At 70.4% G+C, this 22,255-nt stretch carries 18 protein-coding genes and 1 pseudogene; 11 read left to right on the top strand and 8 right to left on the bottom strand.

What is annotated here, in order from left to right:
* Positions 1-531: 531 nt before the first annotated feature.
* The gene (locus tag ABEA87_RS06540) at positions 532-2,319 is read right to left on the bottom strand and encodes an amylo-alpha-1,6-glucosidase (RefSeq protein WP_345627007.1); all 1,788 of its coding nucleotides are present in this window, start codon (positions 2,317-2,319) and stop codon (positions 532-534) included.
* Between the two features lie 488 nt (positions 2,320-2,807).
* Between ABEA87_RS06540 and ABEA87_RS06545 the strand changes: the two genes are divergently transcribed.
* From ABEA87_RS06545 to ABEA87_RS06555, 3 genes are all read left to right on the top strand, one after another.
* Positions 2,808-3,824 (top strand): LacI family DNA-binding transcriptional regulator, encoded by a 1,017-nt coding sequence (locus tag ABEA87_RS06545; RefSeq protein ID WP_345627008.1) that lies wholly within the window; start codon positions 2,808-2,810, stop codon positions 3,822-3,824.
* A gap of 541 nt (positions 3,825-4,365) precedes the next feature.
* Complete coding sequence (locus ABEA87_RS06550; RefSeq protein WP_345627009.1) at positions 4,366-6,570, top strand: CBM35 domain-containing protein; 2,205 nt, start codon at positions 4,366-4,368, stop codon at positions 6,568-6,570.
* Between the two features lie 352 nt (positions 6,571-6,922).
* A complete protein-coding gene (locus tag ABEA87_RS06555) occupies positions 6,923-7,573 on the top strand; it encodes an SUKH-4 family immunity protein (protein WP_345627010.1) in 651 nt (216 codons plus the stop codon).
* A 46-nt stretch (positions 7,574-7,619) separates the two neighbouring features.
* Here ABEA87_RS06555 and ABEA87_RS06560 read toward each other — a convergent pair whose 3' ends face one another.
* On the bottom strand, positions 7,620-8,117 hold the full coding sequence (locus tag ABEA87_RS06560; protein ID WP_345627011.1) for a GNAT family N-acetyltransferase: 498 nt from the start codon (positions 8,115-8,117) through the stop codon (positions 7,620-7,622).
* 142 nt (positions 8,118-8,259) lie between these two features.
* On the opposite strand from ABEA87_RS06560, the gene ABEA87_RS06565 reads away from it, so the two are divergent.
* Positions 8,260-8,667 carry a PPOX class F420-dependent oxidoreductase gene (locus ABEA87_RS06565; protein WP_345627012.1) on the top strand — a complete coding sequence of 136 codons (408 nt, stop codon included), beginning with the start codon at positions 8,260-8,262 and terminating at the stop codon, positions 8,665-8,667.
* A gap of 266 nt (positions 8,668-8,933) precedes the next feature.
* Positions 8,934-11,654, top strand: coding sequence for a VWD domain-containing protein (locus tag ABEA87_RS06570; protein WP_345627014.1), 2,721 nt, complete (start codon positions 8,934-8,936; stop codon positions 11,652-11,654).
* Positions 11,655-11,665: 11 nt separating this feature from the next.
* Here ABEA87_RS06570 and ABEA87_RS06575 read toward each other — a convergent pair whose 3' ends face one another.
* A complete protein-coding gene (locus ABEA87_RS06575) occupies positions 11,666-12,235 on the bottom strand; it encodes a hypothetical protein (RefSeq protein ID WP_345627016.1) in 570 nt (189 codons plus the stop codon).
* 469 nt (positions 12,236-12,704) lie between these two features.
* Here ABEA87_RS06575 and ABEA87_RS06580 point away from each other — a divergent pair, with 469 nt between their 5' ends.
* The 4 genes and pseudogenes from ABEA87_RS06580 (at position 12,705) to ABEA87_RS06595 (ending at position 14,278) form a co-directional block, all read left to right on the top strand.
* A complete protein-coding gene (locus ABEA87_RS06580) occupies positions 12,705-13,268 on the top strand; it encodes an NADPH-dependent FMN reductase (RefSeq protein ID WP_345627017.1) in 564 nt (187 codons plus the stop codon).
* A 43-nt stretch (positions 13,269-13,311) separates the two neighbouring features.
* Positions 13,312-13,473: a hypothetical protein gene (locus ABEA87_RS06585; RefSeq protein ID WP_345627019.1), complete on the top strand. Its 162-nt coding sequence runs from the start codon at positions 13,312-13,314 to the stop codon at positions 13,471-13,473.
* 12 nt (positions 13,474-13,485) lie between these two features.
* Positions 13,486-13,794: pseudogene (locus tag ABEA87_RS06590) on the top strand (class I SAM-dependent methyltransferase); the annotation flags it as partial.
* Positions 13,795-13,843: 49 nt separating this feature from the next.
* Positions 13,844-14,278 carry a VOC family protein gene (locus ABEA87_RS06595; RefSeq protein WP_345627021.1) on the top strand — a complete coding sequence of 145 codons (435 nt, stop codon included), beginning with the start codon at positions 13,844-13,846 and terminating at the stop codon, positions 14,276-14,278.
* Between the two features lie 221 nt (positions 14,279-14,499).
* Here ABEA87_RS06595 and ABEA87_RS06600 read toward each other — a convergent pair whose 3' ends face one another.
* Positions 14,500-15,402, bottom strand: a complete 903-nt coding sequence (locus ABEA87_RS06600) for a haloalkane dehalogenase (RefSeq protein ID WP_345627023.1) — start codon at positions 15,400-15,402, stop codon at positions 14,500-14,502.
* A 56-nt stretch (positions 15,403-15,458) separates the two neighbouring features.
* Positions 15,459-16,361, bottom strand: coding sequence for a hypothetical protein (locus tag ABEA87_RS06605; protein ID WP_345627025.1), 903 nt, complete (start codon positions 16,359-16,361; stop codon positions 15,459-15,461).
* A gap of 247 nt (positions 16,362-16,608) precedes the next feature.
* Here ABEA87_RS06605 and ABEA87_RS06610 point away from each other — a divergent pair, with 247 nt between their 5' ends.
* Entirely contained in the window at positions 16,609-17,292 is a 684-nt protein-coding gene (locus ABEA87_RS06610; RefSeq protein ID WP_345627027.1) for a class I SAM-dependent methyltransferase, read from the top strand.
* An 81-nt stretch (positions 17,293-17,373) separates the two neighbouring features.
* Positions 17,374-17,793, top strand: coding sequence for a CBS domain-containing protein (locus tag ABEA87_RS06615; protein ID WP_345627029.1), 420 nt, complete (start codon positions 17,374-17,376; stop codon positions 17,791-17,793).
* Positions 17,794-17,957: 164 nt separating this feature from the next.
* Here ABEA87_RS06615 and ABEA87_RS06620 read toward each other — a convergent pair whose 3' ends face one another.
* The 3 genes from ABEA87_RS06620 to ABEA87_RS06630 all read right to left on the bottom strand — a co-directional run bounded on the left by ABEA87_RS06620 (position 17,958) and on the right by ABEA87_RS06630 (position 22,226).
* Positions 17,958-18,992, bottom strand: coding sequence for a cytochrome c oxidase assembly protein (locus ABEA87_RS06620; protein ID WP_345627031.1), 1,035 nt, complete (start codon positions 18,990-18,992; stop codon positions 17,958-17,960).
* 137 nt (positions 18,993-19,129) lie between these two features.
* On the bottom strand, positions 19,130-21,880 hold the full coding sequence (mgtA, locus tag ABEA87_RS06625) for a magnesium-translocating P-type ATPase (protein ID WP_345627032.1): 2,751 nt from the start codon (positions 21,878-21,880) through the stop codon (positions 19,130-19,132).
* Positions 21,864-22,226 carry an ArsR/SmtB family transcription factor gene (locus ABEA87_RS06630; RefSeq protein WP_345627034.1) on the bottom strand — a complete coding sequence of 121 codons (363 nt, stop codon included), beginning with the start codon at positions 22,224-22,226 and terminating at the stop codon, positions 21,864-21,866. Before ABEA87_RS06630 ends, mgtA begins: the two co-directional genes overlap by 17 nt.
* Positions 22,227-22,255 lie beyond the last annotated feature (29 nt).

The raw sequence follows: 22,255 nt of genomic DNA on the forward strand, positions 1-22,255 counted from the left end.
CAACTACGGGCGAGCCCCACAGGACTTCGCCGGTCACCAGGTACCACAAGGACGCCTCGACCCGCGGGTCTCCAGACCGCGGCCGGGTCGACCCGCAGCCGCCGGGCCGGGAGGGCGTGCGGCCGTGACCCGACCGTGAAGCCCCGGCGCGGTGAGGACGGCCGTCGCGTTCTTCCGCACGCGGTTCTCCTCGCGGTCGTGGACGCTGCGTCCGTTGGACCTGGCGGTGAGTAGCCGCGATGGTAGCCGCCTCCGTTGGCCGGCAGAGCCGGACCAACAAGCTGGGCGGCGTCAGCCTGCTGGACGGCGCTACGGCCCGACTACGGGTCCGCTACGTCCGGGCCTGATGCGGCGTGGTGGGATCGGTCGCTGATCACATCGCCGGAGTTGGAGCGCGCCTGCCAGTTGGCGGCGCGGGTCGGCGACCAGCCGACCGAGTCCGAGGCGTTGCGGCACCTGGGCGTCGCGGCTCACTGGGGGGTCGGCCGGAACGAGCGCGCGAGCGGCTGGAGGAGTCGTCGCACGTCGAGGTCAGACTCGCTGATGGCTACCCGTGGGCTCGATGGCCTGATGAGGCAGTCCCGTCGGCGAAGCGATGTTCGTGTGGCGGCGGTGCTCGTATGCGGCGGCGAGGATCAGATAGCTGCTGGCTGTCCAGGTGTAGGCGCGGTCTCGTAGCCCGGCACCGGTTTTGGCGTCGAAGTTTTCGGCGAAGCCGGAGTTTTCGCACAATCCCCGGAAGCGTCGGCTGATCTCGTCGGCGAGGTCGACGTGGCCTGCTCGGCGCAGCCCGTCTTCGATGAGCACGGTCGAAGGAGCCCAGATCGGGCCGCGCCAGTATCCGTCGGCTTCGTAGTCTGGGCTGTCGGGCAGTTCGGTGGCCAGACCGTATTCGGTGAGGTGCCGGCCGATGCGTTCGACCATGACGGTGCGGATTTCGGCCGGTAGCAGGTCGGCCAACACGATTGGCATGAGGTTCAGCAGACTGCCGCTGGTCCAGGTCTGACCGGTGTGCGCGGCGGTGGTGTGGAAGGCGTCACCGTTCCAGGCGGCCAGCACGGCCCGGGTCAGCTGCCGTGCCGTCGCGGTCCAGTCGTGGGCCGCTGTGGGGTCGCCGAGTTCGGTGGCGAGCGAGGCGAGCTCGTGCAGTTGCAGGATGAGGAAGGCGGCGAGGTCGACGGATTCGATGACGTGGGCCGGGTCGAAGGTGGTTGCGTTGTCCCAGCCGCTGTCATTGCCGTGGTGGTAGTGGGGGAGGTCGTGTCCGGGGGCCCGGCGTGTGGTCAGCCAGAAGTTGGTCCAGTGACGCAGCTGTTGGTACAGCGCCAAAAGCGCATCGCGGCCGAGGTCGCGAGCGGTGTGGGAACGGATTCTCCGCAGCGCCCATCCGTGGATGGGTGGTTTGACGAAGTTGTACAGCACCTCCGAGTGGGCCACCGAGTCGGGCAGCCCGCCGGCGCTGTCCTGATGGTCAAACGGCAGTAGGAACTGGTCCCAGGCTAGCCGCGGTGCGCCGGCGGCCAGCGCGATGGCGTTGAAGCAGTGGTCCCAGCTCCAGACCTTGTCCATCCAGTGCTTGGACATCAGTACCGCGGTGCGGCCAAGCATGCCGGCCGGGCTGACGGTGGCCGACCACAGAACATAGGCGGCCAGGTCCGCGGCCGGGGTCTGTGGGCTGCGCCATCCGGCGACGGCCTCCAGGAAGGTGTCGAACTGGTCCCGTGCGGCGGCGACCGCCGACGGGAAGTCCATCGACGCGGTGTACGGGGGGCGGGCGGCGTCGAATTCTTCGACGGCGATCTCCCAGGGGGCCGACTCGTCCATGATGACGCCGCGGGCCGCGGTGCGCAGGGACTCCTCGCCAAGAACCTGGCGCGGTGCGCCGGACAGGATGGTGATCCGGTAGCGGCGGCCGGTCTCGTAGAGGGTGATGATGTGGGCGCCGTCGACCGGATCGCGGAACAGGTAGGGGCCGCTGAACGGGGTCAGTTCTGGTTGGGCCGCGAGCAGGGCCAGTCCGAGGCCGGTGCCGCGGATGCGCAGCGTGTCGGCGCGTTCGTAGGCGGCCTCGATGCGTCCGATGTCGTGCTGCCAGGTCAGGTGGCTGGGTCGGACCACCACGGTGGTGGCGACGGCGTCGCCGTCCAGCATGGGGCGCAGGCGCAGTACCGGGTGCAGGCCGGTCTGGTGGGACACGAGGTGCAGGTCGTCCGCGTACACCTTTTCGGCGATGACCGGTGAGACGTTGAACCAGGAGCCGGTGAAGCTGAAGGGGATCTCACGGATGTCGAACACCGGACCCGTGCGGGCGAGGGGCATGAACGGACAGTCCTCTCGGAAAGGTGGCTAGCGGGTGACGACGTGGGGGTTCACCGGCTCGGTGAACGGCCCGGAACCAGTCCGGCAGGCAGCGAGGCTACCGGCGGCGGGGCGCCGGACAGGTGACCTATTCATGTGAGCCTCTCGAAGGGCGTTGCGCGGAGCGGACGGTTGCCGACCGGCCGGCTGCGGACCGGCCGGCTGCGGACGGGTCCGGGCAGGATGGCGAGGACTGACTGCCGTGTCGAATCGATTCGCCGAATCGATTCGCCGAACAGTAGGCCGCGCCGGGTGCCAAGGTCAATGGGGTGAACGGGCTCGGGCGTGTGTGCTCGTGACATCGAGGGCTCATCGTTGACATCGACGTTTCGGCCGCCGTACGCTCCGAGCGAACCGGTTCGACACTGAGTCGGCATCGACGTCCCCGGTCGGGGAGAATGCCTGCCGCGACCCAGGTCCGCGAACCGATGTGATGAGGGAGCCGCGTCATGAACATCGGGGAGATCGCCCGCCAGGCCGGGGTGTCGCGCAGCACGGTGTCGTACGTGCTGAGCGGCAGGCGGACGGTATCGGAGCCGACCCGCAGGCGCGTCCAGCAGGTGATCGATGAGCTGGACTACCGGCCCAACGCCAGCGCCCGGGCGCTGAAGGAAGGCCGCACCCGCGTACTCGGCCTGGTCATTCCGCCGGCCGCCCAGCGGTTGACCGATATGCAGCTGGGATTCGTAGCCAGCGTGGTTGAGGCGGCCGCGGAGGCCGACCTGGATGTGCTGCTGTCGCCCTCGGGCGGCGACCACGACCGATCCTTCGAGCGCATGATCACCGGCCGCCGGGTCGATGGCGTGATCCTCATGGAGATCCGTCTGGAAGACGCGCGGGTCGCCCGCCTGCAGCAGACCAGGCTGCCGTTCGTCACCATCGGCCGCACCGCACACGCGGACGACACCTGCTGGGTCGATGTCGACTACGCCACCCTGATCGGCCGCTGCGTGCATCACCTCGCCGACCTCGGTCACCGGCACGTCGCCCTGGTCAACCGGTCGGCCGAGCTGGTCGCCGCCGGATACGGGCCCGGGCACCGGGCGCTGGCGGGCTTCAACACCGCGGTGGCCGAACGGGGCCTGTCCGGCACCGACGTGTGCTGCGCCGACGACGCGGCCGCCGGTGAGCAATGCGTCCAGCGGCTTCTGGTCACCCGACCAGAGGTGACCGCCATCGCGACCCTCAACGAGGCGGCGCTGCCGGGCATCGGCCGAGGGCTGGAGCGCGCCGGACGCACGGTACCGAAAGACTTCTCCATCGCTGGAGTCGCGGCCCGGCACTGGGCCGAAGACTTCCGCCCGCCGTTGACCTCCGCCGACGTGCCTGCCACGCAGATGGGCGCGCACGCCGTCGAGCTGCTGCGCGAACGCATCGCCACACCCGACACGTCACCCCGCCACCTGCTGCTCAGCCCACCGATCTCGCTGCGAGCCAGCACCGGACCCGTACCACCCGCCCGGTGAACCAACTACCCCCGCGCGCCGCACACCCCCAGGAGAGCGCATGAACAGGCACCCCGCGAAAGCCGCTGCCGTAGTAGACCCGTCACGGTGACGCCGCTGCGCGTCCGCGCTACCTGACGCGCGGGAAGCGGCGGCTCGCGTCCGGGTTCGCCGCCCGGCCCAGACGCGCGACGGTTTCTACGGCCGGCCACCGAACCACCGACGCCGCGCACGCTCAACCCGCCGGACCACGCACGAACGATAGCGGCCGGTCCGTCGGGTCGATCACCGCTGTCGAACGACGCCTGATGCCAGTCCGTGACCCACCGCCGTCGCAGACACCTCACGACCGCCCAACGGCGGTGCTCGCCGGACCCTGGAACAACCTCGCCGGCACCGTGATCCGGCCGCGGCACTCCAGCCGACACCTCAGCCCTGCCGCGCGACGCCCAACACCAACACCGCTTGCCGGACACCCGCGCCACTGGCGCCCCAAAGCCCCTGCCCGCACACGCGTCCCCGCGGTGGCGGCCAGGTCGAGGCCGCACCGCGCGACCTCGTCGTGCCCACCCAACCTCATCTAAGGAGCAGGAGTGAAGACCAGATGAGAACGAGATCGAGCCTCGGCCGCCTAGCCCTGGCATCCGGGATGGCCCTGGCGCTCGCGGCACCGCTGCTGGCGGCCGCGCAGAGTTCGGCCGCGGCCAGCCCGACGGACGTGAAGTCGCTGAGCGTGAATCTCGCCTCCACGACCGGGCCGGCAACCGGAGTCGGCGAGGGCATTCTCTACGGTGTCAGCCAGGACGGCACCCAACCCGCCGACCAGTACCTGCAACCCCTGCACATCAACGCCTTCCGTGGCGGTGGCTGGTTCTCGGGCGGCTGGATCAAGGACAAATATCAGTACGGCGACGCCACCAAGGCGGACATCGCCTCGATCATCGCGCAGGCCAAGCGCCTGCAGCAGGTGTCGGGCAAAGGCTTCCAGTACCAACTTCTGGTCAGCGATCTGTTCGGGTCGACCGGTGGCGCGCCCGCGAGCACGATGTGGCCGTGCATCAACGGCGACTGCTCAAACTGGATCACCTTTATCGACACCACCGTCAACGCGGTGAAGGACTCCGGAATCAACTTCGCCTTCGACATCTGGAACGAGCCGGATCTCTCCATCTTCTGGGCGCCCGGGGTCAACACCCCGCAGTACTTCCAGATGTGGGACACCGCGTACCAGGAGATCCGGCGGCTCGCGCCCAACGCGACGATCGTCGGCCCCTCCTTCGCCTTCACACCACAGCGGATGCCGCAGGAATGGCAGACCTGGTTCGCGCACGTCAAGGCGGCTAACACGGTGCCAGACATGATTTCCAACCACGATGAGGGTGACGTCGACGACCCGGTCACCGTGGGACGGGCCATCGAAAGTGACGCGACGGCCGTCGGACTGAAGCCCATCCCGTTGTCGGCGAACGAGTATCAGCCCGCCGATCGGCAGTCCGCGGGCGTCACCGCCTGGTACGTCGCCCGCTTCGCGCAGTCCAACTACACCAACGCCATGCGCGGCAACTGGCAGTGCTGCATGATCCCCAACATGACCGGGCTGCTCAGCCACGCGGCCACCGGATGGGCGCCAACCGGAAACTGGTGGGCGCTTCGCACCTACGCCGACCTGACCGGTTCGCTGGTATCCACCTCCGGTGAGGTCGGCACCACGGCGATCTCAGCGGCGAAGGATGCCTCGCAGCAGCGAGCTGTCGCGATCGTCGGAGACTCCGACGGATACACGGGTGCCGCATCCGTAACCTTCAACGGGCTCTCGTCGGTTCCCTGGCTCGTGAGGCAGGGCGAGGTACACGTCACCGTCTACCGGATCCCCGACAAGGCACCGCTGTACTCGCGGCCGGTGGTCTTCAACCAGACCATGAGCGCGTCCGGCGGCTCGGTCACCGTGCCGCTCACCTTCCAGTCGGCGCACGACGCGTTCGGGGTCTACTTGTCCTGGACCGACCCGCAGACCGTCACCGTGAACGCGCCGGCGCAGCTGACGGCTGGTGGCACCTACCAGATCCCCGTCACGTTCACGAATGGCAGCGGCCTGGACGACGCCCTCGTCCAGACGTCGCTCGCCGTCTCCGCGGACGACCCGACGTCCGCCTCGCAGCTGCACGTGAGTTGCGGTCTGGCGCAGGGGAGCACGTGTCTGCCCGTCCTTGACCTACCGCCGGGCGGGACAACCACGGCTAACTTCACCGTGGTGGTACCCGCCACGGCTCCGCAGGTGAGTTATCGACTCACCGGCACCGCCACAGCGATCTCGACCGGGGGGCGGGTCACCGCGCAAGACGCGGTCGACCTGACGATGCCATGCGGCCTCGGTCAGGCATGCGAGGCGGAGAACGGGACCATGGGCGGCGGAGCATGCCTTGCCACCGACCATCCGGGCTACACCGGCTCGGGATTCGTTGCCTGCTTCACCTCCTCGGGTCCCAGCGTCACCCAACAGTTCAGCGTCGCGGCGGACGGGACCTACACGCTGGACCTTCGGTACGCCGCGGGCCCGGACGGCCCGAAGCAAACCAGGACCGCGACAGTCTCCGTCAACGGCGCCGCTGCGCAACAGATTTCGCTGCCGCTGACCGGGAGCTGGAACACCTGGGCCGACGCGACGATCAAGCTGCAGCTCAAGGCAGGGACCAACGACATCACCGTCGCATACCTGCCGTCTGATACCGGCTGGTTCAACCTCGACCACCTCGTGGTCACCAACTGAAGGGCGCCCGCCGCCGGATCGGCCGGTCCGGCGGCGGGGCAAACCCAAGACGCGGGCGTTGCGCCACCGTGGGTCAGAGCGCGGCGGCTCCGAGCACCCACGGTCTGGTTCGGGCGATGAAGTCGGCCGGTGGTGGTTGTACTTGTGGGCATGATGGTTTGGGCGTGGGACACCAGCGACAACGATTTCCCGGCAACATTCGGCCCATTCACTCTGGCGCTGACATGCATCGGCGCACTTGGGTGGCGTCACCAGAGCGAACGGCCGTGAACTGAGCGGACCCCACCCGAGGAGGCCCGGTCGGCGCCGGCCGATGGGCTTGGGCTCACTTCGCCTGTGGTAGAAGAATCGGATGCACGATCTCTTTGAGCTCAGCCGCCGGTCACTTGAGGCCGTCTACGGTCCGGACCAGCTGATCTCCGTCCCGGAGAGCCGGCTGGCGGAAATCGCGGACCCCGACACCAGAGACGTGATGGGCACGCTGGGGCTCCCCGTCGGCAGAAACCCCATGTTCGGCCTGTACTGGGCGGTCGGGGATAGTTTCAGCATCATGGGGGAGCGGGAGGACCATCAATGGAAGCTCGACGAGCGTTATGATCCCGTTCCTCCCGGGGCCGATCGCTGGATCAATCTGTGCGACATGAGCGACGACAGCGTCGTACTCGACCCGGGCACCGGGAAGGTCTTCTGCCTGCCCCAGGACGGTGACATCTACCTCCTCAGCGCCTCGTTCCGGAATTACGTCCACTTCATGTACATCTATGAGTCACAGCTTCCCTATTTCGATCCCGAATGGGAGGGTGGGGACGAGTCCTTGGACCCGCAGGGCGCCCGCATTCGGATCGAAGACGCGTTCCGGGCCGTCGACCCGGTCGCGCTGGAGAACCCCCGGTCTCATTGGTACTCCGCCCTGATGTTTGTCGTGGAGCCCGAATTCGAGTACTACAACGAGGAGTTGCAGAACGCTCTGCGCGCGGATTACGGCTGGCCGAGATGTCCCTGATTGACCGGCCCGGAGTCGTCTCGGCTTCCGGAGACGCAGCGGCCCGTCAGGGATGTTGAGGCAGGGCCAACCAGTCCCGCCAGGAGATGTCACGGCCGAGGAACCGGGGCCGCCGAAACGGCCAATCGGCGGCGATCCACTGTGGCACCAGCGTGTCCAGCGTGCGCTCCACCTCGCCGCCGAGCAAGTTGTCCACCACCCACCAGGAAATTTCGCCATCCGAGCCGGCTCGCTCGGGCGGGTCGATGTAGACGCAGCCGAGAAGGGCGGTCTCCGCCGTATCGAACAGCGCGTAGTTGAAGGACCGGTGGGCGGCTATCTCCTCCTCGTGCCGCAGGAGGTCCACCCGGTCCTCTTCGTAGGACATCGTCTCCTGGGGCCAACCCCAGGCCGGGCCGAAGATGTCCCACAGCCGTTCGCGGGAGCCCATCACCGCCGGATAGTCCAGCGCGGTATCGGCCTCGCTGATCGGCCGCAGATGATGTGTGCCGCCGGGCAGCGGAACGTGAACGGGGTGGACGAAGTCGTCGGGAAGCCAGCTCATGATTCCGGAGGCTACCGCTGTTCGCGGTCAGCCGAGCGGAGGCCAGGCGATGCTGACGCGCAAGACGCCACACGATCCTGAGCGGTGGACCTCGCGCGCTAACGTTGTCGAGTCCTGTCGACAGAGCCGAACGGAGCGATCAGTGGCGGTCTTCACCGAACGGGAACTGGCCTACCTGCGCGAGCAGCGCCTTGGCCGGCTGGCCACGGTACGGCCGGACGGCACCCCGCAGAACAGTCCGGTCGGCTTCGGCTACAACGAACGACTGCAGACCATCGACATCGGCGGGCACAACATGGGTCAGAGTCAGAAGTTCCGCAACGTGGCCGCCGGTTCGAAGGTCGCGTTTGTCGTCGACGACATCGCCTCGCTCAATCCCTGGACCGTCCGCTGCCTGGAGATCCGTGGCGACGCCGAGGCGATTGTCGCCCCGGCCGACTCCGAGGCCCGCCTGGACGGACCCATCATCCGGATCCACCCACGCCGTATCATCAGCTTCGGCATCGACCCCGACAGCCCGGCGGCCGGCAAGCGCACGGTAACCCCCTGACGGCCCGGAGAGCCTCCAACGAGGCCGGTGCCGCGCAGCGGCGAACCATTAGCCCGGTTGGCCACCGGAACGGACAACCGCCCCGGGCATCCCTCGAAGCGCCGGACACGTCGGCTCGACGAAACGTTGATGAACGCCGCGTGACTCGGTGGCAGCGCCCGGAATCCGCGCAGGCAGGGCGCGTGCATGGCGGCCGGAAGGCGTGCGCCCCGTCCGCATAATGGCGTTGACCACGAGTACCCCGGTGAAGGGTGAGCCCCGTGCGGATGCGCGCCATTGTGGTGTTGACCGCGGCCGTTGCCATGCTGCTGGGAATGCCGACCACCGCCCAGGCGCGGGGGACCGGTCCCGAACTCGCGATCCGGGCCGACAACGTCCGGTCGCCGGTGGTCACGGTCACCAACCGTGGCACCGAACCGTGCGCGGTCGTGGCCAACGCGCTGGGAACAATCACCCTGTCGCGGGTCACGCAGAACGGTGCCGTGGTCGAGCCGGTCGCCACGCTGCCGTCGTTCGACGACGATCTGGGCTACCAGCTGCGGGCGGACCTGCGTACCGTGCCGCCCGGCGGTTCGGTCGACCTGCCCCTGCCGGTGGTGCCGGCCGGCCCGACGGGCGTGGCGCTGCAGACCGTGAGCTGGACGCCGCAGCTCACCGCGGGTTCGCTGTACCCGGTCGATCCCGCCAAGCCGCTCCGGCTCGACGTCGTCTATCAGGCGCCCGTCGAGGCGGCCAACGGCACGCCGATGTGCGGTCGGGCGCAGGCGATCGGTGGGCCCGCCGATTCCGGATCAGGTCCACGTTGGACAATCTGGGTCGGGGGAGTCATCGCCGGGCTCGGCGTCGCCGCGGTGGTGGTGCTCCTGCTGCGCCGCCGGCGGCCGGCCGCGGCGGGCACGGCGCTGGCCCTGCTCGCCGTGACCGTGGCCGTGCTCGGTCCGGTGGCGCCCGCGGCACACGCCAAAATCACCTTCGCTGATCAGTCCATCGCCGACGCCGCGGGCCCCTGCATGAAGAGCTTCCGAAGCTACGGCGGCGACACCTCCGACATCCTCCCGACCCTGGACGCCGCGAACGTCAGCGTCGGCATCAACCGCTCCGTCGGCAGCAATGGCGAACAGAAGGCATTCGGCGCCATCATCGTCTACTGGAACCCCGACGACCACGCGACGTTCCAGGATGGTGTGGCTCACGATCCCTGTGAGGAGCTCTACCACGAGCTCTACCACGCCTACGAGGACACCAAGGGACCGCTTGACCTGCACGAGTGCGTCACCGCGGACGGCACGCACACCGGCATCTCCACCGCCGAGGTCCACGCCACGCAGGCCGAGAACAAGCATCGTGCCATCATGGGCCGTCCGATCCGCACGACGTACGGCGATCACGAGGTTCCGGTCGGTCAGTGCCGGCCGCCCAAGCCCGATGACCCGATCTGCACGGCCGAGAACGGCTGCCCGCCGCAACAGCCCTCGGCCCCACCCGCGGGCTCCAGCGGCGATCCCCACATCGTCACGTTCGACGGCCGGCGCTTCGACTTCCAGGCCGACGGGGAGTTCGTCGCCGCCCTCGACCGCTCCGCCAGCGGGGCGAACGCGCTCCAGATCCAGGTACGCCAGCGCGCCGTCGAGGGCGCCCGGCACGTGTCCATGAACACCGCCGTGGCCGCCGACGTCGGTGGCGACCGGGTCGAGGCCAGGATCGACAACGGGACCTTCACCGTGCTGGTCAACGGCGCCGAGCAGCCGGCACAGTCCCGCCGGCTTCCGCACGGCGGCAACCTGACCTTCAGCCCCGGCAACCAGGTGACCCTGGACTGGGCGGACGGCACGCGGCTCATCGTGATCGGCGGATTCTCCACCCTGTCGGTCAACGTCTGGCCCGCGCCCGCCCGAGCCGGCAAGCTCACCGGCCTGTTCGGCGACTTCGACGGCAACAAGGCCAACGACATCCGGGTCGGCGGCGGCGCTCCCATCGTGGACCCGACCTTCGACGCCCTCTACCCCAGGTACGCCGACAGCCTCCGGGTCACCGCCCAGACGTCGCTGTTCACCTACCCGCCGGGCACCGACACCGAGACGTACACGGATCGAAGCGCCCCCGCCCGGTACCCGGATTCGGTGCCCCGACAGGGCTGGGCCGAGGATCTGTGCCGGAAGGTCGGCGTCACCGACCCGGACTCGCTCCACGCCTGCGCGATCGACCTGGCGAACACCGGGAGCGCGGAGTTCGCGGTTGCCGCGCTGACGGCACAGAGCACGACCGGGGCCGCCGCTTCCGCCACGCCCGTGCCATCCTCGGGCGGACCCACCCCGGGCGGGTCCTCCTCCGGCGCACCGGCAAGCCCCGCCGGCACGGTACGGGACGGTGACCGCGTCAGCGGCCACCTGGCCGCCGGTGAGACCCGCCGCTACTCGCTGGTCGATCTCGGCGTCGCCACCGAGGTCCGGCTCTTCGACGTCAAGCCCGATGCCGGCCTCAACACCCAGCCGGGCGGAATCACCATCTCGCTCGTGCACCAGGACGGTACCCCCGCCACGGACGGCAGTACCTTCCCAGGAAACAGCAACGCCTTCCGGCTCATTGGCGACGACTCCTATTTCCTCTCGGTGTCCGCACAGACCACCGGCGGCGACTACAGTTTCCGCTTCGTCACCATCAAACCCCAACGGGTACCGGTCGCCGTCGGCGACCGCGTCGGTGGTCCCGACGGGCTGGCCGGCACCGGGACGATCACCAAACCCGGACAGCTGGACGTGTACGTCTTCACCCCCACCACCACCGCGGCGCGCATCATTCCCGGCGATTCATGCGACTTCACCATGGGCATCACCGAGGACGGACCGGAACCCCAGATCTACTCGCCGCTGAGTACCTGCTCGGGTACCTCGCTCACCAGCCTCAAGCCGGGCACCCGGTACCTCATCATGGTGTGGTCCGACACCGCCGGCACCGGCAGCTACAGCTTCCAGCTGGCCCCGGCGTGACGACGCGGCGATTAGCGCGGCGTCGCGAGGAACCGCAGCCCCGCGGTGCGGCTGTCCGGGCCGATCGTCAGCCCGGTGGTGTCGGTGAACTGGCGCAGGCGGGTCAATGCCATCTCGGGCGAGTTCACGTCGTGCAGTGACACGGTTATCCCGGTGAAGGTGAGCCAGGCGTCGGCGCGCACCGGGTCGATGCCGAGACCATCGATGTCGCCGGACAACGCGGCCACGGCCCGCAGTGAACGGTTGTCCTGGTCCGTCAGCCGCACGTCGACGCTCTGGAAGCGGCGGTGCAGGTAGTAGTAGACGGTGGCTTCGGCCGGTTCCCCGAAGGTAGCGCTGCTCAGGTGGTGACCGGCGACGCGGCGCCAACTGTCTGCCGGGATGGGAAGCCACTCCACACTGACGCTGACCGGGCTGGCATCACCCCCGCGTGCCACGTCCTTGAAGGGAAATTCGAGCGACCACGTCAGGCACGGCGGCAGCCGCAGAGTGGGGTTGTCGAACAGCAGCCCATGCCACTCGCCGCCGGCAGCGGGGATGAGGTCGTCGATGCCCAGTTTGTCCTCGTCGTCGTTCGCCACGGCAGTGATCTTCGCAGACCTGGGCCCCCGGTCGACAGCGGATCGCGCCGGTGAGGTGCCGGGCCGGGTAGCTGGCCGGCAACCGCGGTGAGAGGGCCCGGTCGTGGGCCTCCGGGGTGCCCAGCACAAGCGCCTCGATCGCCCTGGGCGCCTCCCGCCGGAACCGCGCGGCCATCGGAGCTTCACCTCCGGGACTCTTCGCGGTCGAGGAAAAGTAACGGGCAAGGCCGGCTGGTGTGCGTATCGTACGAAAGGGGGTTAGATCGTAGCACGAGATAAGGGTGTAGAAATGAACTCCGGTCGGGCACGGCGTCGTTCGGCCAGCCGCGGCAGGCGGCCGTATTTCAGGAGCTGACCTGGCCGGGCCGGCCCCGGGCAGGTGCTGATCCGGCTGGGGTTTCCGGGGATCCCGTTGCGTGCGTCCATGCCATGGCACCCCTCGCTACCAACAAACTGAGAAGGACTCACAATGCTCAAGATTGCCATCATTCTCGGCAGTACCCGTCCCAACCGGGTCGGCGCTGTCGTCGCCAACTGGGTCCGCACGATCGCCGATCAGCGCACCGACGCCGAGTTCGAGCTGGTCGACATCGCCGAGCAGAACCTGCCCCTGCTGGACGCGCCGCTGCCGCCGCTCGCCGGGCAGTACGCGAACCAGCACACCAAGGACTGGGCGGCGAAGGTCGCGTCGTTCGACGCATACGTCATCGTGACGCCGGAGTACAACCACTCGGTGCCGGGCGCGCTGAAGAACGCGCTCGACTACCTGCACGTCGAGTGGAACAACAAGGCCGCCGGCTTCGTGAGCTACGGCGCGGCCAGCGGCATCCGGGCCGTCGAGGCGCTCCGTCTGATCCTGGCCGAGTTGCAGGTCGCTACCGTACGCGCCCAGGTGACACTCGACTCCTACCGGGACTTCGAGAACTTTTACGACTTCAAGCCGACCGAGCAGCACGTGGCCGGCCTCAACACGGTCTTCGACCAGGTCATCTCCTGGGGCACGGCACTGAAGGGCGTACGCGAGCAGGGCTGAACACCGTTTCCGCCTGACGCCCGTGCGACGCCGGGTGTCGGCGGTGACCGACACGGCCGAGCCCGTCGGGGTCGCACAGGATCGTGCGACGCCCGACGGGCTCACGCCGCCCCCGGGCTGCGCCGATCCCCGAATTCTCGAACGGCACACGACGACCATGGCGAACGCCAGGGTCACGCCCTGGTGGCGGACCATTGTGGTGTGAAGGTGCCTGCGGCGGATCGCCGCAAGGGTCTGGGCTGCGCCCGGTGACGCGCGGACGTTATTGAATGTCGGGGCTGGTACCGGCTCCTACGAGCCCGCCGACCGTGACGTCACCGCGGTGGAGCCGTCGGCGCTCATGCGTGAGCAGCGCCCCGCAGGCGCGGCGCCGTGCGTGGCGGCCGCGGCGGAGAGCCTTCCGTTCGAAGAGCAGTCCTTCGACGCGGCGATGGCCTTTGCCACCATCCATCACCGGCAGGACCCGATCGCGGGTCTGCACGAACTGCGGCGCGTCCCTCGCCGCGTGGTGGTCTTCACGCACGACACCAGCGGGCCTGTGGAGACGATCGAAGAGATCCCTCTATGGTGTACCGATGGCGTCGGTCAGGCAGGTCCAAGTCACCTTCGACTGCGCAGAGCCCGAGCGCGTCGCTCGTTTCTGGTGCGAGGTGTTGGGGTACGTCGTGCCGCCGCCACCGGAGGGGTTTGCTACGTGGGACGATTTCGATCACGCGTTGCCGGCTGAGAAGCAGGGTTCGGCGTTCGTGTGCATGGATCCCTCGGGTGTGGGCCCGCGGCTGTTCTTCCAGCGCGTTCCCGAAGGCAAGGTCGTCAAGAATCGGCTGCACCTTGACGTGCGGGTCGGCACCGGGCTCGTGGGTCAAGAGCGCGTGGCCGCACTGGAGGCGGAATGCGCGCGACTGGTCCCGCTCGGTGCGGTACGCGTGCGGCTGCTGCCTGCCGACGAGGACAACGAGTCGTGCCTCGTGATGCAGGACATCGAGGGAAACGAATTCTGCCTCGACTGAGCGGCCGCGGACGAGCATGAACCTCCGGCCCTGCTGACCTACATCGTGCTGCACGACCTCGGTGGCCTATTCCCGCAGGCGATCAACGCCGTCGCCGGATCGTTCAGCGCCAGCGGGCCGGCGATCGCGATTTGGCGTGGGCATCATCCCGCATGTCGCGGTCGGGCGCCGTTGGCCCTTCGGGAACAGCAACTGAACGGGCAGGCCGCACGGCCGCCGGATCAGCCGGCGCCGTGATGCGCGACGAAGTCCGCGACGATCTCGCCGAGCCGGGTGCCCGCGTCCTCCTGAAGGAAGTGGCCGGCGCCGTGGAGCGTGGGGTGGTCGATGCCGGCCGCGCCCGCCATCGCGCGGATCAGCACCGGCGCCATCGCACCGGTGATCGGATCCTGGTCGCTGAACGCGACGAGAAACGGCTTGTCCAATGTGGACAGCCGCTGCCACGCGGCCCGGTTCGCGGGTGCCGCCGGATCGTCCGGGGCGGTCGGCACCAGCAGGGGCATGGCTCGCACCGCGGCCAGGTAGCTCTCGTCCGGGAACGGGGCGTCATAGGCCGCGAGTACCTCGTCGGGCAGTGCGGTGCGGCAGCCGGCCTGCACCAGCCTCGACACGCTCAGCTTCGGCGCCGTGGTGGCCGTCTCGCGGAACTGCCACCACACCGGCGGCATTTTCTGGTCGCCGGTGGGCAGGCCGGTGTTCGCGGCGACCACCCGGGCGAAGCGGTCCGGGTGCTCGGCGACCAGCCGCAGGCCGATCAGCCCGCCCCAGTCCTGCCCGACCAGGGTCACCCCGCGCAGGTCCAGCGCGTCGAAGGCGAGCGCGCGCACCCACTCGACGTGCCGCGCGTAGCTGTGGTCGGCGATCTCGGCCGGCTTGTCGGAGCGGCCGAACCCGATCAGGTCCGGGGCGATCGCGCGCAGTCCGGCGTCGGCGAGCACGTCCATCACCCGCCGGTACAGGAACGACCAGCTCGGCTCGCCGTGCAGCAACAGGACCGGCGGGCCGTCGGCGGGCCCGGCCTCGACGTAGGCCATCCGGGCTCCGCCGACCTCGGCGTAGCGCGGGGGCCGATCGAAGCCGGGCAGCGTGGCGAACCGGTCCTCGGGGGTACGCAAGATTCGCATCCGGCCACCCTCTCACGATGGCGCCGAGACCGGAACCGGGCGGCTGGCGGTGGACGTCAGCTGGCGGTGGGGGAGGGGCTGGCCGTCGCCGACGGCGCGGCGGGGGACGGGCCGGCCGTCCCGTTCGAGACACAGGTGGCGGAGTCGACCGGGTAGTGGACGCTGGTCAGCACGATCGCCTCATCCGCTCCGACCGGCGGCGACACCTGCCCGCTGGACCCGTCATACAGGTCGTCGTGCTTCTGGGTGCCGGGCTGCACCACGGTACCCAGGGTGGCGGTGCCGGGCATCGACTGAGCCGGCCGCTGGCTGCGGGTGACGTACCCGACGGTGCGGCACGCCGCGGCGATCCGGAACTCCACGGTGGCGGCCGACGCCTCGTCCTGCCCCGGCCCGACGAGCACGGTGATCATCGGGGTGGCGCAGGCGGCCAGCCCCGCCGACAGGAAGTCCCTGCCGGCCGCGACGTAGGAGCCGACCACGTCGCGGTACGCGGAGACGACCTTGGGCGGCCCGGTCAGCAGGGCGAGGCTGCTCCCGCCCGGCTGCCCGCCGAGCACCTTCAGCAGCCGCGCCCGAGACGTGAGCACGGCGTCCTCGTCGTCGACCAGCCGGCCCAGGGTGGACCGGTCGACACCGGTGGCGGCCAGCGCGGCCAGTGCGTCGCGCAGCTTCTGCCGGGCGCCGGACTCGGCCCGCTGCACGGTCAGGTACTGCCCGGGGGGCGCGTCGTAGAGCTGGCCCAGGCGCTGGGTACCCATCTCCTGGGCGTTCTCGGCGGCGCAGAGCCCGGCCGCGGTCTTGCGTAGCAGGTCGCTCCTGATGGCGGACGGGGCGGCGTGGACCGCCCTCGGCTGGGCGTGCCGGGGGATGCCGCAGGCCGTCGGCGTCAGGGCGGCGGCCAGCGTCGCGATCACGATCCCGAACCGGCGGCGGGACCCGGCACCAGCGGCGACCACGGTTACTCCTTCGTACTGGGACGACCGCTCGTACGGTAGCCCCACGCGTGCGTGACCTCGTTTCTGTCGCCTTACCCGCGCCGGCCGAATTATTCGCGCCCCGTCCCGCCCCGATCCGTCCCGCCCCGATCCGTCCCGCCTGTCCGGCCCCGGCCCGGCCCGTCCGGCTCCGACCCCGGCAACGGCCCGGATCCGGGCACGGACCCCGACGCCGGCCGGGTCGCGACGCGTCGGCAGAATTCGGCTGGTGGAAGCAGACCCGATCGCCTTCGTCACCGACAACACCGAGCTCGCCCCGGTCGCGTTCGTTCCCGAGCTGCGGCTGCGCCAGGCGGGGGAGCCGATCGGGCTCTGGGAGCTCAGTGAGGGTGAGTACCACAGCGAGCAGCCGCCGCCGTTCTGGGCGTTCGCCTGGGCGGGCGGCCAGGCGCTGGCCCGGTACCTGCTCGACCACCCCGAATCGGTCGCCGGGCTGCGGGTGCTCGACGTGGCCACCGGCTCCGGCCTGGTGGCCATCGCGGCGGCGCGGTCCGGTGCGGCACACGTGCGGGCGGTGGACATCGACCCGGTGGCGGTGGCGGCGGTCGGCTGCAACGCCGAGGCCAACGGCGTCGCGGACCGGGTCGAGGGGGCGGTCGAGGACGTGCTCGACGGCGACGCGGACGGCTTCGATCTGGTACTCGCCGGGGATGCCTTCTACAGCAAGGCGATGTCCGACCGGATGACCGACTTTCTGCGGCGGGCGGCCAGGCATGGCGCGCGGGTGCTCGCCGGCGACCCGGAGCGCAAGTTCCTGCGCCGCGAGCTGTTCCGGCTCGCGGCCGGGTACGAGGTGCCGGTGCCCAAGGTGCTGGAGGGCGTACGGGTCAGGCGGACCTCCATCTGGGAGCTGCCGGGGCGTACCGGACAGGGGGAGCGGCCGGGCCGATAGTCGGCCCGCGATCGACCAAGATCCGTTTGTGGCTGGGTGCGATGGGTACGCCTTTCGATGACACCGAAAGAGGGGGTAGCCATGGTGCAGCTCGTACGTGAACTCATGGTGGAGCCGGCCGTGACGGTCCAGGCGGACACCACAGTGAGCGCCACCGCGAAGATGATGCGTGACTCCGACATCGGCGACGTGATCGTGGTCGACGCGAAGAAGCCGATCGGCATGGTGACCGACCGTGACATCGTCATCCGCGCGGTCGCCGAGAGTTCGCAGCCCGGAAACATGACGATCGGGGAGATCTGCACCAACGACCTGGTCAGCGTCCGGCCCGAGGACGACGTGCACCAGGCCAGCGCGCTCATGCGCCGCGCGTCGGTACGGCGGCTGCCGGTCGTCGACCGCGGTGAACTGGTCGGCGTGCTGTCGTTGGGGGAAATGGCCATCAACCGGGACGAGGCCTCGGCGCTGGCGGAGATTTCGGCGGCCGATCCGAACTCCTGACCGCGCCGCTCACGCTTTCGGCCACCGGGCCTGCCCGGTGGCCGAAACGCCGTCCCAAGGCCGTCCGCCCTGAGCCGGCGGTAACGCTGTCCGGCGCGCCGGTGACTTTGTCGGAGGCGGCGCCGGTGCCCCGGCGGATGATGTGGCGGCGTGCGTCGTGGTGTTCAGCGCCGCCGGCGGAAGGCGTCCGCGCGGTCGCCGAAGACCGACGCGTCACTCTCCCACCAGGGCCGAGCGAGGCCGTCCTCGCTCTCCGCGTCGGCGGCGGCCCGCTCGGCCGGCGTGGCGGCCCGCTCGCGCCGCCGCGTGGCCTCCTCGACCGCCGCCCGGTCCAGGGCGAGATCGACGCTGGCGGCGTCCCGGGCGTCCGAGCGGATCCACTGGATGATCAGCAGTGCCAGCACCGGCACGTCGATCGCCTCCCCGATGCACCAGAGCAGGTCGGCGCCGAGGTGCTGGTCGCCCAGCAGGGTCTGGCCCCAGACGTGGGGCAGCGCGGCGTAGTAGCTGGCCGCGATGGGGTGGGTGTCCAGCCTCAGCACGATCCCGGGTACCGCATCGGCGAGCAGTTCGATGAGGGAGAAGAACAGCGCGAGCGCGTACGGCACGTGCACGTTGATGGTGCCCGCCTCCCACAGCGGGATGAGCACCACCAGTCCGAACAGCAGCAGGAGCACCCGGCTGACCGAGGCCGCCACGGGGTTGGTCAGGGTCAGGGTGTACAGCGGCGTGAAGTAGATGGCGATCGGCACCACGGCCAGCAGCAGCGGACTGACCACGGGCACCGTCACGAACCGGGCGTACCGGCTGTGCAGGATCGCCTCGAAGCGCCGGCCGGCCCGCTCCGGAAGGGCCGCCTGGGCCAGGGCGATCGGGCGCCCCAGCGCGAGCAGGAACGGCACGACCATCAGCAGGACGATCAGCTGCACGGCGTGGATCGAGAACAGGACGCGCGCGTACACGGCCGGCGAGGCCATGGTAATGACGATGAGACCGCCCAGGCCGGGGCCGAGGAAGGCCACGGTACGGCCGACGGGCCAGCGGGTACCGCCCCGGCCGACCCGGCGCACGCCGGCCAGATAGGCCGCCGCCGCCGCGATCACGATGACCACCGTGACCGGGTCGAAGTACCAGGAACCCCACGCGCCATGCAGGGCCGGGGTCGCCGGGCCCGCGTAGGTCAAGGCCTGCACCGCCATCGCGCCTCCCTGGGTTGGATCAACCCACTATGGCAGCGCGACCTCGGGCCGCACGCCTGGGGCCGCCCGGCCGGCCCAGGGAGGAGCCGGAAGGAGCCGGGGCGGTCCCGGGGTGCGCGCGGCGCCGGTGAGCCGGCTCACAGCCAGCTGCGCACCGCCCGCTGGTAGGCGAACTTGCCGGCCAGCGTCATCACGCAGAACCCGGCGAGCACCACGCCCAGCCAGCCGAAGTAGACCGGGGGCAGCGGCCGGAAGCCGAGCAGGCCGTCGACGGGCCCGACGGTGAGCGCCACGCTGACCGCCACGATGGCCAGCGAGGCGAACATCACCGGCCGGCTCGCCCACGACCAGCGCCGGATGCCGGCGCCGCTGCGCAGCAGGTGTACGGCGAGGATCTGGGTCAGCAGGTTCTCCACGAACCATCCGGTGTGGAACAGCACCTGGGCCGACGGGCTCGCCGAGGCGCCGAGCACGTGCCGCAGCGCGGCGAAGGTGGCCAGGTCCGCCAGCGCGTTGATGACGCCGAAGCAGACCACGAACCGCAGCAGGTCGCCGCTGTCGAAGGTGCGCGGGCGGCCGTGCCCGCCCTCGTCGGTGCGGTCGAACGCGAGGAAGAGCTGGGAGACGTCGAAGAGCAGGTTCTGCACCAGGATCTGCAACGGCAGCAGGGGCAGGAACGGGAGCAGCACGCCGGCGACCGCCACCGAGGTGACGTTGCCGACGTTCGACGAGACCGTGATCTTGATGTGCTTGATGATGTTCACGAAGGCGCGCCGGGCCGGGCCGAGCGCGTCGTTGAGGGCGGCCAGGTCCTTGCGGGCCAGGATCACGTCGGCCGAGGCGCGGGCGACCTGGGCGGCGTTCTCCACGCAGATGCCCACGTCGGCCGCGCGCAGCGCGCTCGCGTCGTTGAGCCCGTCGCCCAGGTATCCGACGGTGTGCCCCCGGCCGCGCAGCGCGGTGACCACCCGGGCCTTCTGGTGCGGGTCCACCCTCGCGAAGATCGTCGTGCGCTCGGCCAGCTCGGCGAGCGCCTCGTCGTCGAGCTCGTCCAGCTCGCTGCCGAGCACCGGCCGCCCGGCCGGCAGGCCGACCTCGCGGCAGATGCGCGCCGCGACCTGCGGGTGGTCGCCGGTGACCAGCTTGACGCCGACCCCCTGCGCGGCCAGGGCGGCCAACGCGGCCGGGGCGCCGCCGCGCAGCTCGTCGCGCAGCCCGATGTACCCGATCAGCGTCATGTCGCGCTCGCCGACCGGGCCGCGCCCGCCACGGCGGGTACCGATCGCGACCGCGAGCACCCGTACCCCGGCGTCGTACAGCGATCCCGCCAACTCGTCGAGGCGGCGCCGCTCGTCGGGCGACATCGGCCGGTCCACCCCGCCGCGGCGTACCCGCGCGCAGGTGTCCAGCACCTCCTCGACCGCGCCCTTGGTGACGACCGTGTCCACGCCCGGCGTGGCGGTGCGCCGCACCACGACGGTGGCCCGGCGGCGCGCCACGTCGAAGCCGAACGCGTCGACGCCGGTGACCCCGTCGTCGACGCGCAGGCTCAGCTCGTCCGCCCGGCGGATCAGCGCCTCGTCCAGCGGATCGCAGAACAGCGGCCCGAGCCGCTCGGTGTTGATCTGGCTGTTCAGGGCGGCCCAGGCCAGCACCGAGCGGTCGGACGTGCCGGTCGGGTCGAGGTGGCACGCGACCCTGGTGCGGTCTTCGGTCAGCGTGCCGGTCTTGTCGGTGCACAGCACGTCCATGGCGCCCAGGTTGTGGATCGCCGGCAGCCGCTTGACGATCAGGCCGCGTTCGCGCAGCAGCGCGGCGGCGCGGGCCAACACGGTGGTGGTCACCACCGGCAGCATCTCCGGGGTCAGCCCGACCGCCACCGAGACCGCGAACAGCAGCGCCCGGGACCAGTCGTCGCGGGCCAGCGCGTTGACCGCCAGCACGGCGGGCACCGCGGCGAGCATCACCCGCACGAGGGTGAACGACACCCCGCGTACCCCGCGGTCGAACGCGGTCTCGCCCCGGGGCGGAAGGTTCTGGCGGGTGGCGCCCAGGTAGGTGTCGGTGCCGGTGGCCACCACCACGCCGGTGCCGGTGCCGCCGATGACCGTGCTGCCCAGCAGGCACAGTCGGGGATCGTCGAACAGCGTGCCGGGCGCGTCCTCGGTCCGACCCGCGCCGGCACCGGTGGCCCGGTCGTGGCGGCCGGACCGGCCGTGGTACGCGATCTCCAGGCCGCTGAGGCTGGCGTGCTTGAACGCGGGCAGCGACTCGCCGGTCAGCAGCGCCTGGTTGACCATCAGGTCGCCGGAGCGCAGCAGCCGGATGTCGGCCGGCACCAGCTCGCCGGGGGCCAGCCGCACCACGTCGCCGGGCACCAGGTGGTCGGTGGGAACCTCGCGGGCGACCGCCGGCCCGCCGGGTCGGGGCCTGCGCACCACGGTGGCGGTGCGCGACACGATCGCCCGCAGGGTCGTCGCCGCCTGATCGGCCCGGTGTTCCTGGCGCACCTGCAGCACGCAGCTGGCCGCCGCGAGCGTGACGATGACGGCGGCGGCGGGCAGGTCGTCGGTGGCCGCGGACACGGCGGCGAGGCAGAGCAGGATGAGCACGAACGGATTCACCATGGCCCGGGGCAGCCGCCTCGACCAGTGCCGCGACCGCTGCCGGATGAGCCGGTTCTCGCCGTCGCGTTGCGCGCGCAGTTGCGCCTGCGGCTCGTCCAGTCCCGACGGCGAGGATTCCACCAGGCGTAGCACCTGCAGCGGCGGCATCGCCGCGAACCGGCGCAGCCGGGTGAGCACCGTGGGCAGCGGGGTCCGGGCCACGGCCGGCTGGTCTGCCGCCCCGGGGGCGGCCATCGGCGCCAGCTCAGGCGCTGACGCCACGTGTCCCTCCCGGCAGCGACGCGCCCTGCAGGTGAGCCACCATCTCCCGAACCATCATCACCAGGTGCCGGTCGTCGACCAGGTACACCTGGCGGCGGCCCTCGCGGCGGGCGTGCACCAGGCCGGCCAGGCGCAGCTTGGCCAGGTGTTGGCTGACCACCTGGGCGGTCGCGCCGACCTCCTCGGCCAGCGAGCCGACGTCGCGTTCGCCGTGCGCGAGTATCCAGACGATGTGCAGCCGCACGGTGGCTGCGAGCATCCCGAACATGCCGGCCGCGGTCTGCAAGAGTTCTGGCGTCATCTCCTCGCCGCCAGCGGGTCGGCTGGCGGTGGCAGCACGGATCACTGGTCCTCCTCTCGTCGGCGGCGTTTGTG

The sequence above is a fragment of the Rugosimonospora acidiphila genome, assembly GCF_039543385.1.
GTDB classification, from domain to species: Bacteria; Actinomycetota; Actinomycetes; order Mycobacteriales; family Micromonosporaceae; genus Rugosimonospora; species Rugosimonospora acidiphila.